This is a genomic window from Candidatus Tectomicrobia bacterium, assembly GCA_016192135.1.
Taxonomy (GTDB): Bacteria; UBA8248; UBA8248; order UBA8248; family UBA8248; genus 2-12-FULL-69-37.
Map to the genome: position 1 here is coordinate 35,842 of JACPUR010000019.1, position 13,774 is coordinate 49,615.

Annotated in this window: 11 protein-coding genes; 5 read left to right on the forward strand and 6 right to left on the reverse strand. The window is 67.9% G+C overall.

The features are described 5' to 3' along the window. Positions 1 to 311: 311 nt before the first annotated feature. A complete protein-coding gene (locus HYZ11_08825) occupies positions 312 to 1,679 on the reverse strand; it encodes an MmgE/PrpD family protein (GenBank protein ID MBI3127691.1) in 1,368 nt (455 codons plus the stop codon). 238 nt (positions 1,680 to 1,917) lie between these two features. Here HYZ11_08825 and HYZ11_08830 point away from each other — a divergent pair, with 238 nt between their 5' ends. From HYZ11_08830 to rsmI, 4 genes are all read left to right on the forward strand, one after another. Then, positions 1,918 to 3,141 carry a Fic family protein gene (locus HYZ11_08830; protein ID MBI3127692.1) on the forward strand — a complete coding sequence of 408 codons (1,224 nt, stop codon included), beginning with the start codon at positions 1,918 to 1,920 and terminating at the stop codon, positions 3,139 to 3,141. Between the two features lie 574 nt (positions 3,142 to 3,715). Then, entirely contained in the window at positions 3,716 to 4,435 is a 720-nt protein-coding gene (locus tag HYZ11_08835; GenBank protein ID MBI3127693.1) for an enoyl-CoA hydratase/isomerase family protein, read from the forward strand. Between the two features lie 150 nt (positions 4,436 to 4,585). Then, a complete protein-coding gene (locus HYZ11_08840) occupies positions 4,586 to 5,788 on the forward strand; it encodes a CoA transferase (GenBank protein MBI3127694.1) in 1,203 nt (400 codons plus the stop codon). Between the two features lie 279 nt (positions 5,789 to 6,067). Next, on the forward strand, positions 6,068 to 6,814 hold the full coding sequence (gene rsmI / locus HYZ11_08845) for a 16S rRNA (cytidine(1402)-2'-O)-methyltransferase (GenBank protein MBI3127695.1): 747 nt from the start codon (positions 6,068 to 6,070) through the stop codon (positions 6,812 to 6,814). 99 nt (positions 6,815 to 6,913) lie between these two features. Here the strand turns inward: rsmI and HYZ11_08850 are convergent, their stop codons facing one another. Continuing rightward, the gene (locus HYZ11_08850; GenBank protein ID MBI3127696.1) at positions 6,914 to 8,215 is read right to left on the reverse strand and encodes an MFS transporter; all 1,302 of its coding nucleotides are present in this window, start codon (positions 8,213 to 8,215) and stop codon (positions 6,914 to 6,916) included. Positions 8,216 to 8,456: 241 nt separating this feature from the next. On the opposite strand from HYZ11_08850, the gene HYZ11_08855 reads away from it, so the two are divergent. Beyond that, the gene (locus HYZ11_08855) at positions 8,457 to 9,209 is read left to right on the forward strand and encodes an SDR family oxidoreductase (GenBank protein ID MBI3127697.1); all 753 of its coding nucleotides are present in this window, start codon (positions 8,457 to 8,459) and stop codon (positions 9,207 to 9,209) included. A gap of 116 nt (positions 9,210 to 9,325) precedes the next feature. Here the strand turns inward: HYZ11_08855 and HYZ11_08860 are convergent, their stop codons facing one another. From HYZ11_08860 to HYZ11_08875, 4 genes are all read right to left on the reverse strand, one after another. Next, entirely contained in the window at positions 9,326 to 9,937 is a 612-nt protein-coding gene (locus tag HYZ11_08860) for a GAF domain-containing protein (GenBank protein MBI3127698.1), read from the reverse strand. A gap of 128 nt (positions 9,938 to 10,065) precedes the next feature. Further along, positions 10,066 to 10,974, reverse strand: a complete 909-nt coding sequence (locus tag HYZ11_08865; GenBank protein ID MBI3127699.1) for a histone deacetylase — start codon at positions 10,972 to 10,974, stop codon at positions 10,066 to 10,068. A gap of 186 nt (positions 10,975 to 11,160) precedes the next feature. Next, positions 11,161 to 12,360, reverse strand: a complete 1,200-nt coding sequence (locus HYZ11_08870) for a CoA transferase (protein ID MBI3127700.1) — start codon at positions 12,358 to 12,360, stop codon at positions 11,161 to 11,163. Positions 12,361 to 12,446: 86 nt separating this feature from the next. After that, complete coding sequence (locus HYZ11_08875) at positions 12,447 to 13,601, reverse strand: transporter (GenBank protein MBI3127701.1); 1,155 nt, start codon at positions 13,599 to 13,601, stop codon at positions 12,447 to 12,449. Positions 13,602 to 13,774: the final 173 nt, after the last annotated feature.

The window sequence follows — 13,774 nt, forward strand, 5'->3', positions numbered from 1 at the left end:
ATGAGGGCCTCCGGATGGATGGGGGGCGAAAGCGGCGGAGAATCCCCTCTCCCTCCGGGAGAGGGTTAGGGTGAGGGAAAACCGCCGGTGGAAGCCCTCACCCCGCCCTCTCCCAAAGGGAGAGGGAGAGACGGCGGCCAAGGTTGTCATTCGGAACGGAGCCCTTCGCTCGCGCTCAGGACAGGCTCCGCGAAGGATCTGCTTCTGCCTTTGAAACCAAAAGCAGATTCTTCGCTCGCCGTCTTTCCGGGTCCCCAGGCGGCGAGCCGCCTGAGCGGGCTCGCTCAGAATGACGGGCTGGGGGGTTTCCCCTACCCCCTCCCCACCCGCCCGAGCAGCGCCGTGAGGTCGCGCACCCGGATCGAGTCGAGCCGGGCGCAGGCCTCCTCGATGTCCCGCCGCAGCGGCTCGGGGGCGCGGGGCGCGGCGAGCGCGTGGAACTTGGCGGCCACCGTCTCCCAGCGCATGGGCCGGGTGGGGAAGCCCTCGTAGTCCTCGTGCTCGTCCGCGAAGGAGCGGCCGTCCTTGAGGGTGATCTTCACCCGCGCGCAGGAGTGGGCCGGGTAGCGGGCGGTGAGGTCCTCCGCCAGGACGACCTTCACCTTCCGGAGCAGGGCCTGGACGTCCGGGGCCGCGATGCGCGCCGGCGCGTACTGGGCGGGCAGGAGCTGGCCGTCGAGGAGGGCCGCCGCCAGGACGTAGGGCAGGCTGTGGTCGGCCGTCTCCTTGTTGCGGATGTCGTGCTTCCCGCCGTACTTCCCCCCGCCCATGATGTTGTAGGCGCGCTCGTAGAGGCCCACCTCGACCGCTTCGATCTCTTCCCCCTTGAAGCCGTGCTTCTCCCGGAGCTCCAGCGCGGCCTCGAGGGCCGTCTGGGAGTGGACGCCCGCGTTGTACTTCTTGATGGCCACCCCGAGCACCCGGTCGAGCTTCTCCCGGGACCAGTCGATCTCGAAGGGCCCCGAGACGGCCTCCATCATCCCGCCCGTCCCCTCGAAGACGGCCAGGGGGCCCGTCACCCCCCGCATGGCGAGGAAGGCGGCGTGCGCCGCGTTCATCCCCGCCGCGGCCATGGCGAAGCCCTTCCAGTGGGAGATGTGGCCCGTGCGCGTCACGAACAGGGGATTGTTCGAGGCCCCGGCGATGGCGATGGCGTGCGCCGCCCGCTTCGCGTGCAGCCCCAGCGCCCGCGCCGCCCCCGCCGCCGAGCCGTAGGCCCCGGCCACCCCCTGGTCGAAGCCCCGCGCCTCGGACCCCGCCACGTCCGCCAGGCGGCACTGCACCTGGTAGGCGAGGGCCAGCGCCGGGATGAAGTCCGTGCCCGAGGCCCCGGCGTACTCCGCCGCGGCGAGCACCGCCCCCAGGTTGTCGCTCGGGTGGACGGTGCCCTTCTTCCCCATGTAGCTGTCGTTGAAGTCGAGGTCGCGCACGAGCGCGGTGTTGTAGAAGGCCGCCCGGTCGGGGGCGGTCTGCCCGCCTCCGATGAGGGTCGAGAGCGGGGCGCCCCCGAACTCCTCCGCGTGCTTCCGCAGATGCTCGATGGGCTCCGCCCCCAGCGAGCCGATGGCGCAGCCCAGGGCGTCGAGCACCAGGAGCTTCACCTGCTTCCGCGCCGCCTCGGACATCCCCTCGCAGGAAACGCTGGAGGCGAACGCGGCGAGGTCTTCGGCCATGGTCATGGGAGGGGCTCCGGGGAGAGGGGTTGATGAGGGCAATCCTAGCACGGGAGGGTCTTGGCGGAAGGTTTCACAGAAAGGCGCACGAAATTTCCGATGGCGGAATCGCAATCCCCTCCGCACCCTTTATTGCAACCCAAGCGCTGGGACGATATAGTGGACATGATTATGTCCATAACTTCGGGCAAAATATATTTAATCATTTTAAATTCAATAAGTTAACGGGACAAAAGGCGGGACAATGAAGAGGACATTTTCTAGGACATACCTCAAGACACATCCCTGGCTGACTTTTCAGCTCGATCTCCGAAGGGCAGGCCAGAAACTATGGGTTGCCTTAGGGGAAGCGCAATCGAAATGCGAGCATCTGGCGGGAGTCCCCCTGAAACCTCTCTACGACCAAGAGCTGCACAAGATATATCTGGCGAAGGGCATTCTCGCCAGCGCGGCTATCGAAGGAAATACACTATCCGAGAAGGAGGTGTTGGATCGCCTCGAAGGCAAGAAGGAGCTTCCTCCTTCCAGGGAATATCTTGGAAATGAGATAGACAACATCATAGAAGCCTGCAATGGCATTCTCGGCGACATAACCAGAGGCGAAGAACGGAAACTAAGTCCAGGCCTGGTCAAGGATTTCAATAAAGCGATCCTAAAAGGCCTGGAAGTAAGCGAGGGGGTAGTCCCGGGGGAATATACCCAGCATCCTATCGGGGTTGGAAGGTACAGAGGAGCACCTCCCGAAGATTGCGAATTTCTGGTTGAGCGATTTTGCGAATGGCTAAACAGCCCGGACTTTCAGGCTCAAGATGGATACGAGATCATTCACGGCCTGATCAAGGCGGTTGTTGCGCACTTGTACTTGGTTTGGATTCATCCGTTCGGGGATGGAAACGGCCGGACCGCGCGTCTCTTGGAAGTAAAGTTCTTGCTGGAGGCTGGCGTTCCATCCGTGGCCGCTCACTTGCTCAGCAACCATTACAATCAAACTCGGATGGAATACTACCGCCAGCTAGACAGGGCGAGTGGATCGGGGGGGGATATTATTCCATTTATCGAATATGCCATCCAAGGTTTCGTAGACCAGCTAAGGGAGCAGATCAGTTTCGTCAAAACCCAACAGTGGGAAATTTCATGGACGAACTACATCCACGAAACTCTTTCCGGCAGGTCCCGTGCGGAGATTCGAAGGCGCAAATTGGCCTTGGCCCTTTCGTCGCACGTTGGGCCGGTGCCCATAGGTGAAATCCGCAAGCTCAGCCCGGAGTTGGCCGAGGAATACAAAGACAAGACAACAAAGACGATTGCCCGGGACCTAAACAATTTGCACGAGAAAAATCTGGTGGTTAGGGAGGCCATGGGTTATCGGGCAAGGAAAGAAACCATCCTGGCCTTTCTTCCCGTGCGGAAACGCGAAAACATCCAAGAGAATTCGGATGTTCGGCCGACTCTTCCTTTGGAAGACTAAAGCTGAATCTCCTTTTGTCAGCCGACCATGAACCTGCGCGAAAAGGGACGAATTTGGGGTAAGTGGCTTTCCCTCCCCACGGCCTATATTCCCCCTGCGGGCCGGCGCGCCTGCCTGTGCGCAGCGGGGATCGCCCTCCCCGCAACTCCGGAAGGAAAATTTGGGGCCTTGTCTCGCGAAGTAACGCGAATTGATGGAAAAAGACATGTTTTAAGAAGCGTCCATGTCCGGAGGGCTGCGGATGAGGCTGAAATGAAGATTCCGGCCTTTTCCGGGAAATTACGGGGAATTCCGGCTTTTTCGGCGGCGGGGCCGGGGCGCCCGCGCTGGTTGAAGATAATTGCCCGAAGTTGCGCCTAGTTGCCGCCAATACCGGATAGTTCCCCGTTTTTCCGGCGGCCACCCCCCAACTGGCACCTCCCCCGCCCCTGGGCTAGGATGGGCGGTCCGGAACGAGAATCCGCGAAATCCCTTGGAGGACGGCCATTTGAGCGAGGAGGCGCGCGCCGGGGGCAAGATTCTCCTCCGCCGGGAGGGGGCGGTGGCCACCGTCGTCTTGAACCACCCGGAGAAGATGAACGCCATCGAGCTCGAGATGTGGGGGGAGCTGGCCCGGATCATGCCCGAGCTGGACCGAGACCCCTCGGTGCGCGTCCTGGTCTTCCGGGGGGCGGGGGAGCGGGCCTTCTCGGCCGGGGCGGACATCTCGCGCTTCGCCGAGGAGCGCGCGAACACCCGGCAGGCGCGGGAGTACGCGGGGCATTTTTTCGCCGGGCTGGACGCGGTGGACGCCTTCTCGAAGCCCGCCCTCTGCCTCATCCGGGGGGCCTGCGTGGGGGGAGGGGTGGAGCTCGCGGCGGCGGCCGACCTGCGTGTGGCGGGGGAGACGAGCCGCTTCGGCGTCCCCGTGGCCAAGCTGGGGCTCGTGGCGGGCTACGCGGAGCTCAGGCGCTTCGTGCAGAGCATCGGCCCCGCCCGCACCCTGGACATGCTCCTCACGGCGCGCCTCTTCACCGCCGAGGAGATGCGCGAGGCGGGCTTCTTGGCCCGGGTGGTGCCGGACGGGGAGGTGGAGAAGACGGCCTACGAGATGGCGGAGCGCATCGCCTCCCTCGCGCCCAAGGTGCACGCCTGGCACAAGGGCTTCGTCAAGAAGATCCTCCGCGACCCGGGGCTCTCCTCGCTCACGGAGGCGGAGTTCGAGAGCCAGTTCGCCTGCTTCGACACCGAGGATTTCCGGGAAGGGGTCGCGGCCTTCCTCGCCAAGCGCACGCCCCGGTTCAAGGGGAGGTAGTATCCTCGCAGGGGAGATTTTCTTGTCATTCCGAGCGCAGCGAGGAATCTGCTTTGGGGCACGAGAAGCAGATTCCTCGGTCGCTGCGCTCCCTCGGAATGACAAACCGAGTCCACGGATAAGACATTGCATACGGGGGACAAAAGAAGCATGAGCCCGGACACCCCGCGCGCGCTGGAGGGGCTGCGCGTCCTCGAGGTCTGCCAGGTGATGGCCGGGCCCTTCTGCGGGGCGCTCCTGGCCGACATGGGGGCGGACGTCGTCAAGATCGAGAACCCGGACGGCGGGGACCAGGCCCGCCACCTCGGGCGCCACTTCGCCGGAGGCGAGGGGCACGGCTTCATGAACCTGAACCGCAACAAGCGGAGCCTGGCGCTCAACCTGAAGGAGCCGGCGGGCCGGGCGCTCCTCAAGGAGATGGCCGGGAAGGCCGACGCCCTGATCGAGAACCTCCGCCCCGGCACCCTCAAGAAGATCGGCCTGGGCTACGAGGACCTGAAAAGGGTGAACCCGGGTCTCGTCTACGCCTCCATCTCGGGCTACGGCCAGACCGGCCCCTACAAGGACCGGGGGGGCTTCGACCTCGTCTCCCAGGGGCTCTCGAGCCTGATGAGCTTCACCGGGGAGCCGGACCGTCCGCCCGCCAAGATCCCGGTGCCGCTGTGCGACCTGAACGCGGGCATCTACACCGCCTTCGCCGTGCTCGGCGCCTACATCCACAAGCTGCGCACGGGAGAGGGCCAGTACATCGACACCTCGCTCACCGACGCGGGGCTGGGCTACACCTTCTGGCAGGCGTCGCAGTTCTTCCCCTCGGGAGAGCCGCCCCGGCCCCTGGGCTCGGCCCACGAGATGACGGCCCCCTACCAGGCCGTCCGCTGCAAGGACGGCTACATCATCCTCGGCGCGGCCAACCAGAACACCTGGACCTACACCTGCCGGGCCATCGGCCGGGAGGACCTGCTCTCAAGGCCCGAGTACGCCACCGACGGGAAGCGGAGGGAGCATTACCAGCAGCTCGCCGCGGAGCTGGAGAAGGAGTTCGCCCAAAAGACCCGCGACGAGTGGATCGCCATCCTCGACGCGGCCAAGGTGCCCTGCGGGCCCATCCTGGACATGGCCGAGGCCTTCGCGCATCCCCAGATTCAAGCCCGCGAGATGGCGGTGGAGGTGGATCACCCCAGGGCGGGCCGGGTCAAGGTGCTGGGCATCCCCCCCAAGCTCTCCGCCACGCCGGGGAAAATCCGCCGCCCCGCGCCCCTTCTCGGCCAGCACACGGATGAGGTGCTGCGCGAGTTCGGGAAGTCCGATGAGGAGATCCGGCGCCTGCGCGAGGCGGGGGTGGTGGCGTAGGGGGGCAACCTGGCGCGCATGGGCCGGAGCCGCCGCCTGTGATTTCCGTAGGGGCGGTTCGCGAACCGCCCCTACACAAGGCCTCGCCCCTTTCTTCTTTCTTTTGCCAAGGCCATTCCCTCTCCCTGTAGGAGGGGGTAGGGTGAGGGTGCCTCTCTCGCGCGCTCCTCATCCCGGCCCCCTGGCCTGACGTGCCGGTCACCCGTGATTCCGTAGGGGAGGTTCGCGAACCGCCCCTACACCTAAACCCTTGCCCCAGGCCTCTCGCAAGGAATCCCCATGACCGATCCCCGCCCCGACGAAACCCGCGCCCCCCTTCCCCCCGGCGTCTACCTGGTCGCCACCCCCATCGGGAACCTGGAGGACGTCTCGGCGCGCCAGGCGCGGGTGCTCCGGGAGTGCGACGTGGTCGCCTGCGAGGACACCCGCCACACGGGGCTCCTCCTCTCCCGCCTGGGCATCAGGCGGCCCCTCGTGAGCTACCACGAGCACAACGAGGCGGCCCGGGCGGAGCAGCTCGCGGCCCGGGCGGCGGAGGGCGGGCGCGTGGCCGTGGTAACGGACGCGGGGACGCCGGGCATCTCGGACCCGGCCTACCGGGTGGTGCGGGCCGCCGTGGAGCGGGGGGTGGCGGTCGTGCCTGTCCCCGGCCCCTCGGCGGTGGTCGCGGCGCTCTCGGCCTCGGGGCTCCCGACGGATCGCTTCGCCTTCGAGGGCTTCCTCCCCCAGAAGGGGGAAAAGCGCCGCAGGCGCCTCGAGGCGCTCCTGGAGGAGGAACGGACGGTGGTGCTCTACGAGTCGCCCCACCGGGCGGCGCGGCTCGCGGCGGAGGTGGCGGCCCTGGCCCCCGGCCGGCCGGTGGCCCTCGCCCGGGAGCTGACCAAGCTGCACGAGGAGTTCGTGCGGGGGACGGCCCAGGAGGTGGCGGAGGAGCTCGGGAAGAGAACGGTCAGGGGCGAGTGCGTCTTCCTGATCGGGCCGAAACGGATGGAGGAGGAGGAAGAGGAGAAGGAAGGGAATCCGTAGGGGCGGCCCCCTGTGGCCGCCCTGTCCCGGGGCAGGCACAGGGGCCTGCCCCTACAGGTCCACCCCGCAAGGACCGAGCGAAACACGAGGAAGGGCCGCTTAGGATGGACCCCTCTTCCGCCGGTCGATCTCCCACTGCAAGAAGAAGCCGATGAGGATGCTCCCCCCCATGCCGGCGGCGATGACGGTGAAGGGGATGGCGTAGCTCCCGGTGAGGTCGAACATCAGCCCCGCCAGGGGCGGCCCCACCACCCCGCCCAGGCCGTAGCAGATCTCGAGGAAGCCGACGATCACCCCGTAGGTGGGGCCCTCGAAGCAGTCTCCGGCCAGGGCCGAGTAGCAGGTGCTTATCGCCCCGAAGCCGATCCCGTAGATGAGGGCGTAGAGCAGGCCGTTGGCGACGCCTCCTCCGATCGCGGGCAGCAGGAGGAGAAACGCGAGCCCCAGGACGACGACACCCCCGGCGGCGGCCACCCCGCGCCCCCGCCCGATCCCGTCCCCCATCCAGCCGCCCACCACGCTCCCCAGCATGCGGATGAAGCCCACGGCGCCGAAGATGAGGGCCGCCGTGGCGGTCGGGTAGCCCGTGTCCACCAGGTAGAGCTGGAGCTGGCTCATGATGGTGTTGGCGTTCAAACCGATGAAGAAGGCCAGCAGCACGATGGCCCAGAAGCGGATGTCCCCCCGGACCGCGAGAAAGACCTGGCGGATCCCCTTGCCCGAGTGGCCGCCGCGCACCGCGGAGAGCACCTCGGGCGGGCGGGGCGGGCCGCCGTCGGGCCCCTGGCCCTTCTCCTCGGGGTAGTCGCGCATCAGGAGGAAGTTGAGCGGGGCGATGACGGCGACGATGGAGAGCCCGAAGAGGAGGTAGGCGTAGCGCCAGCCCCAGTAGGCGATGGCGCGCTCGATGGCCGGGGAGAGGACGAGGGTGCCCACCCCGATCCCCGCCAGCGCCAGGCCCGTCGCCCGGCCGCGCATGCGGACGAACCAGCGCGGCATGATCGCGCTGTGGGTCCCGAAGCCGCTCAGGGCCAGGCCCAGGCCGGTCAGAATGCCCGACAGCAGGTATACCTGCCACAGGGAGGAGACGAGGAAGCTCGCCGTCATCCCAGCCCCGGCGATGACGCAGCCCCAGGGCATGACCCTCCGCGGGCCGTAGCGCTCCAGGAGGGAGCCCGCGTAGGGGACGGCTACGGCGTACGCCCCCAGCCCCAGGGCGAAGGCGCCGCCCAGCGCGCCCCGGCTCCAGCCGAACTCCTCGATGAGGGGCACCTGGAAGATGCCGAACCCGAACCGCGTCGTGACCTGGAAGGCCAGGGTGAGGTGGGCGAGGCCGATGATCGCCCAGCCGTAGTAGAACGAGGGCGCCCTCGCCGGCAGCCGGTCCGCATCAACGATCATGACACCGCCTTCCGTCGCGCAAGCGCACAGAACATCCGGGTCCTTTCCATGGGGAAGTATGCCGGTTTCTTGAAAAAGCCAGCGGACGGCCAATCGTAGCAAAGCGCCCCGCGCTTTCACAGTGCCCGGGCGATGCCGCCCACCCCTTGGAAACGGGCGCGCCGCGTGCGAGATTGGAGCGGCATCCTAACGGCAAGAGCCGAGGCGCGGAATCCGGGCGCGAACCGGGAGGGGACGAGCGATGGAGTTCGAGGGGAAGGTGGCCTTGATCACGGGTGGGGCGCAGGGCATCGGGGCCGCCACGGCGCGGCGCTTCGCCGGCGAGGGCGCATCGGTCGTGGTGGCGGACCTGGACGCGGCGCGCCTCGGGAAGCTAGAGGCGGAGATCGCTCGCACGGGCGGCCGGGTGCGGGGGATAACGGCCGACTGCGGCAAGAAGGAAGGGATCGAGAGGATGATCTCGGCCGCCGTCGAGGGCCACGGCGGGCTGGACATCCTGGTCTGCGGGGCCATCTACCGGCCCACCAAGCCCTTCCTCGAGGTGACCGAGGCCGACCTCGACCTCGCCTGGCAGGTGAACATCAAGGGCTACTTCCTCTCGGTCCAGCGGGCGGTGCCCGAGTTCCGCAAGCGGGGAGGCGGGAAGGTGGTGCTCATCTCGAGCACCTTCGGGTTCGCCGGGGCGCCCAACTTCTCGGTCTACTGCACCTGCAAGGGGGCGGTAGTGAACATGGCGCGGGCACTCGCCCACGACCTGGCTCGAGAGAACATCAACGTGAACGCGGTGGCGCCCGGGCCCATCATGACGGAGGGCATGCGCGAGCTCATCCGGAACGACCCCTCCATCGAGAAGCACCGGACGGCCGGCATGCCGCTCCCGCGATTCGGGGAGCCCGAGGAGATCGCCGAGGCCATCCTGTTCCTGGCCTCGCCGCGCTCAGGCTACATGCATGGGCACAACATGGTCGTGGACGGGGGCTATCTGGCGGTGTAGGACAGGCCGCGAAGCCGTCATCGCAGCCCTTCGCTTTTGAGATGAGGCGCGACGCAAGTAGGGGCGTTCAATTGAACGCCCCTCCCATGATGCGGTGTTCGTCCGTGCCGGTCGTCCTACAGCCTCGGCACGCTCTCGGGCGGGTAGACGCTCGACTCGAACCAGGCGTGGAACTCCCCGATGAGGGACTCGTGGTCGGCCTTGAGGCTCGAGTAGAGGCGGGCGTGCTCGATGGCGAGCGCCCCGAGGTCGGCCAGGGCGCGGAGGAACTCCATCTCCTCTTCGGAGTAGTCCCGCGACTCGGCCGAGTAGAGCCGCACCACGCCGATCACCCGCCCGCGCAGCACCATGGGCACCGAGAGCATGGAGGCGATGCCCTCGGCCGCCGCCTCCCCGGGGTACTGCACGCGCGGATCGGTCCGCACGTCCCGGATGTGGACGATGTCCCCGTTCATGCAGGCGGAGAGGCTGCTCCCTCCGTCGATGGGGCCCTTCGCCAGGTAGCCCGCGCTCAACCCCCACGAAGCCGATAGCTCCAGCCGGCGCGTCCGCTCGTCCAGGAGGCGCAGGGCGCTCCCCTTGGCTTTCGTGGCCTCGGCCGTCAGGCGCACCACGTCCTTGAACACGTCCGCCACGTCCAAGGTGGAGGTGAGCTCCCCGGTCACTTTGCGGATGGCCTCGAGGTAGGACTTGCTGCTGGGAGTGGGCTTCGGCGCGGGCTTTTGCATGGGAGGATCTCCACGGCGAGCTGGAAGATGCCGGGGCTATGGCTTCATCTGAGAGGCCCTTGTAGGAATGGCACCCATTAGGCGGAAGAATGCCGCATTATGAAATTTTTCCCGCCCGAAATCAATTACTAGGAAAGTAATATTGCTTTCGCCCGGGTTTCCCAGAAGGCCATGGCCGTCCCGGCGTGGATGTCCACGGTGTCCGAGGGGTCCGCGGCGTAGCCCCCGCCCAGGGTCCCGGCCACGGGGATTCCGCGCCTTTCGCATTCTGATATCACAAGATCGTCCCGCTCCCGCAGGCCCGCCTTGGTGAGCTTGAGGGTGCCGAGCTGGTCGCCGGCGAAGGGGTCGGCGCCCGCCTGGTAGAGAACGATGTCCGGCCGGTGACCGTCGAGGATCTCGGGGACGTGCGTGCGCATGTGGGCGAGGTACTCCGCGTCCCCCGCCAGATCGTAGAGGCCCACGTCGAGGTCGCTCCTGCGCTTAGCCGGGTAGATGTTCTGCTGGTGGATGGAGAAGGTGAAGACGGCCGGGTCGCCCCGGAAGATGACGGCGGTGCCATTCCCCTGGTGGAGGTCGCAGTCGATGACGGCGGCCCGGGCGATGGCGCCCTCATGCTGGAGGACGCGGACCGCCACCGCTAGGTCGTTCATGTAGCAGAAGCCCTCGGCCTGCCCCGCGAAGGCGTGGTGGAAGCCCCCCGTCAGGTTGAGCGCCCTGCCCCGGGCCAGCGCCTCGCGAGCCGCCAGGAGGGTGCCCCCGACCGCGAGGAAGGCCGCCCGCACGATCTCCGGCGTGAGGGGAAGCTCGCTCGTGCAGGTCCGCTCGGTGTGAACGCCGCCGAGGAGATCGTCCACGTACTCCTTCGTGTGGACGCGGCGCACCTCCTCCACCGTGGCCGGCGCGGGCTCCCGGAAGGCGCCCTCGGGCAGGCCCGCCGCGCGCAGGCGCTCGTAGGTGGCCCGGTACTTCCCCTGCTGGAGGACGTGGGGGCCGATGTCGGCCCAGTAGCCGGGGTGGTAGATGAAGACGCACATGGGAAGCACACCTCCATAGGCGTCGCCCGCGAGCAAGTGCCAAAGAGGACGAACTTGCCCCCCTCTCCCTCCGGAAGAGGGGGAAGGGGGTGAGGGAAAGCCACGCGCCGGAAATCCTCCCTCACCCTGCCCTCTCCCAAAGGGAGAAGGAAAAGCGCCCCTTTCGCTTGTCGTCAAGATTTTTTCCTAGATGATCCCCTTCCCGCGCAGCTCGGCCACCTCCCCGGCGGTGTAGCCGAGGGAGGCCAGCACCTCTTCCGTGTGCTTCCCCTTGGGGGGTCCCGCCCAGCGGATGCGGCCCGGGGTCTCCTTCAGTCGGGGCATGACGTTCTGCATGCGCAGGGGGCCCAGCTCCTCGTCCTCCACCCGGACGACGGAGCCCCGCGCCCGGACGTGGGGGTCCTCGGCGTACTGCGCCGCGTCGTAGATGGGGCCGAGGGCTCCCTCGTAGCGCTCGAAGTGGCGCACCGTCTCCTCGAGCGTATGCCCCCCGATCCAGGCCTGGATGGCGTCGTCCAGCTCCTTCATGTGCCGGACGCGGCCGGCCTGGCTCGCCATGCGGGGGTCCTCCGCCAGATCGGGCCGCCCGACCGCCTCCATGACCCGCCTGAAGATGCTCTCGGCGCTCGCCGAGATGACGACCCAGCGGCCGTCCTTGCACCGGTAGGCGTTGCGCGGCGCGGCGAAGGGGATGGCGTTCCCGGTGCGGCCCTGGACGTAGCCGAGCTGGTCGTACTCCAGCACCTGGGGCCCCAGCACCGTGGCGATGGGCTCGTAGATGGCGACGTCGATCTCCTGCCCCGGGGCGCCGTGCACGTCGCGGTGGTAGAGGGCCATCATGGCGGCGTAGGTGCCGCAGAGCGCGCTGATGCCGTCCGCCAGCGCGAAGGGCGGCAGCGTCGGCGGGCCGTCGGGCTGGCCGGTGATGTGAGCGAAGCCGCTCATGGCCTCGGCCAGGGTGCCGAAGCCGGGCCGCTTGGCGTAAGGGCCCTCCTGCCCGAAGCCGCTCGTGCGCACCATGACCAAGCGGGGGTTCAGGGCGTGGAGCGCTTCCCACCCGAGGCCCCAGCGCTCCATCGTGCCGGGGCGGAAGTTCTCGATGAGCACGTCCGCCTCCCGGCACAGCCGCCGGGCGATCTCCTGCCCCTCCGGCGCCGAGATGTCGCAGGTGACGGACTTCTTGTTCCGGGAGGTGAGCTTCCACCACAGCGAGACGCCGTCCTTCATGGAGGCGAAGTTGCGGAGGCTGTCCCCCTTCGGGTGCTCGATCTTGATGACCTCGGCCCCGAAGTCCCCCATGTAGGTGGCGATCCACGGCCCCGCGAAGAGCGTGCCGGCGTCGATGACCCGGATCCCCTCGAGGGGCATGCGCGTGGGCTCGGCCATCACGAAGGTTCCTCTCGCGGCCCGGAAGGAAGGCGGGGCGATGGTAGCAGGGGGCGGGACGCTCCTTCAATCGTGGGCGGGCCCTCCTACAGGTGCAGGCGCGCCCGGCCCGGCCAGCGCTCGGAGATGTGGTAGAGGCCGGTGCCGATGAGGAGCCCGATCAGGAAGCCGTAGGGGAGGCCGAAGGCGCACACGGCGGTCAGGAGGGCAATCCCCAGGTCGCGCCTCGACCCCGCCTGATCGCGGATGAACAGCATCAGCGCCAGGGCCTCGAAGGTCAGGACCACGCCCAGGATCGGCTGGGGGAAGATCTCCACCACGTGCCGGAAGGCGCCGCCCAGGAACAGCCCCAGGGCGAGGTACATGGAGCCGTAGATCACGACCGAGCCTCCCGTCCGCGCCCCGAAGTAGTGGTGCCCCGCCAGCCCGCCGCAGCCGTGGCACACCGGGAGGCCCCCGAAGAAGGGGGCGACGAGGTTCATGGCGGAGTAGGTCGTCCCGATGCGGCGGAGGCTCATCTCCCGGCCGGGGAACAAATCCGCCACCGTCTGCCGGGTGGCGATCAGGGAGTTCGACAGCGAGAGCGGGATCTGCGGCAGGGCCAGCACGAGAAAGCCGGTGAGGACATCCTCCCAGCGGGGCGCGTGGAGCTTCGGCAGCGCGAAGCCGGCGCCGGCCGCGGCGGCGGCGAAGTCCATCCGGGTGAGGGCCGCGTACAGGACCCCCAGCCCGATCACCGCCAGCCCCGCCGGGAAGCGGCTGCTCCCCGAGACGGCGAGGATCAGGGCGAAGCCCGCCGCCGCGAGGGCGTAGCCCTCGGCGCCCAGGGCGGGCACGTACTGCTTGAGCGCCAGGGAAGCCAGGGAGAGTCCCAGGCCGAACTGGACCCCCCGCACGGCGCACAGGGGGACCACGCGCCCCAGCCAGTCGAGCAGGCCCGTGAGGCTCAGGACCAGCATCACAACGCCGATGGCCAGCCCCGCGCCGAGCAGCACCTCCCCGCTCAGCCGCTGGGCGATGACCAGGACCGCCATGGCCTTGAGGGGCTGGACGGGCATCGGCAGCCCGTAGATGAGCCCCGTCCCGGCCTGCATCAGGCCGAACATAATAAGGACGCTCGCGCTGTCCAGGCCCGCGGCCTGGATGAGCCCCACGATCAGGGGCAGGTCGGTCCCGATGTCCCCGAATGCGCCCGAGAGCTCGTTCCGGTTGAAGCGTACCCGCGCCCGAAGGGCCTGCATCCAGGTCAAGCGCCCGCTCCTCCCGCGTCTCGCGACAAGACCGTCCTTCCGCAAGCGGCAAGCCTACCACGCCCGAGGCCCGCGGCGGACGTGGACGAAGGCGCGCGCAGTTGCGATAATGGGGGCGGCCGCATGGAAGCCGGAAACAATTAACGAAATAGACTAGGAGGACG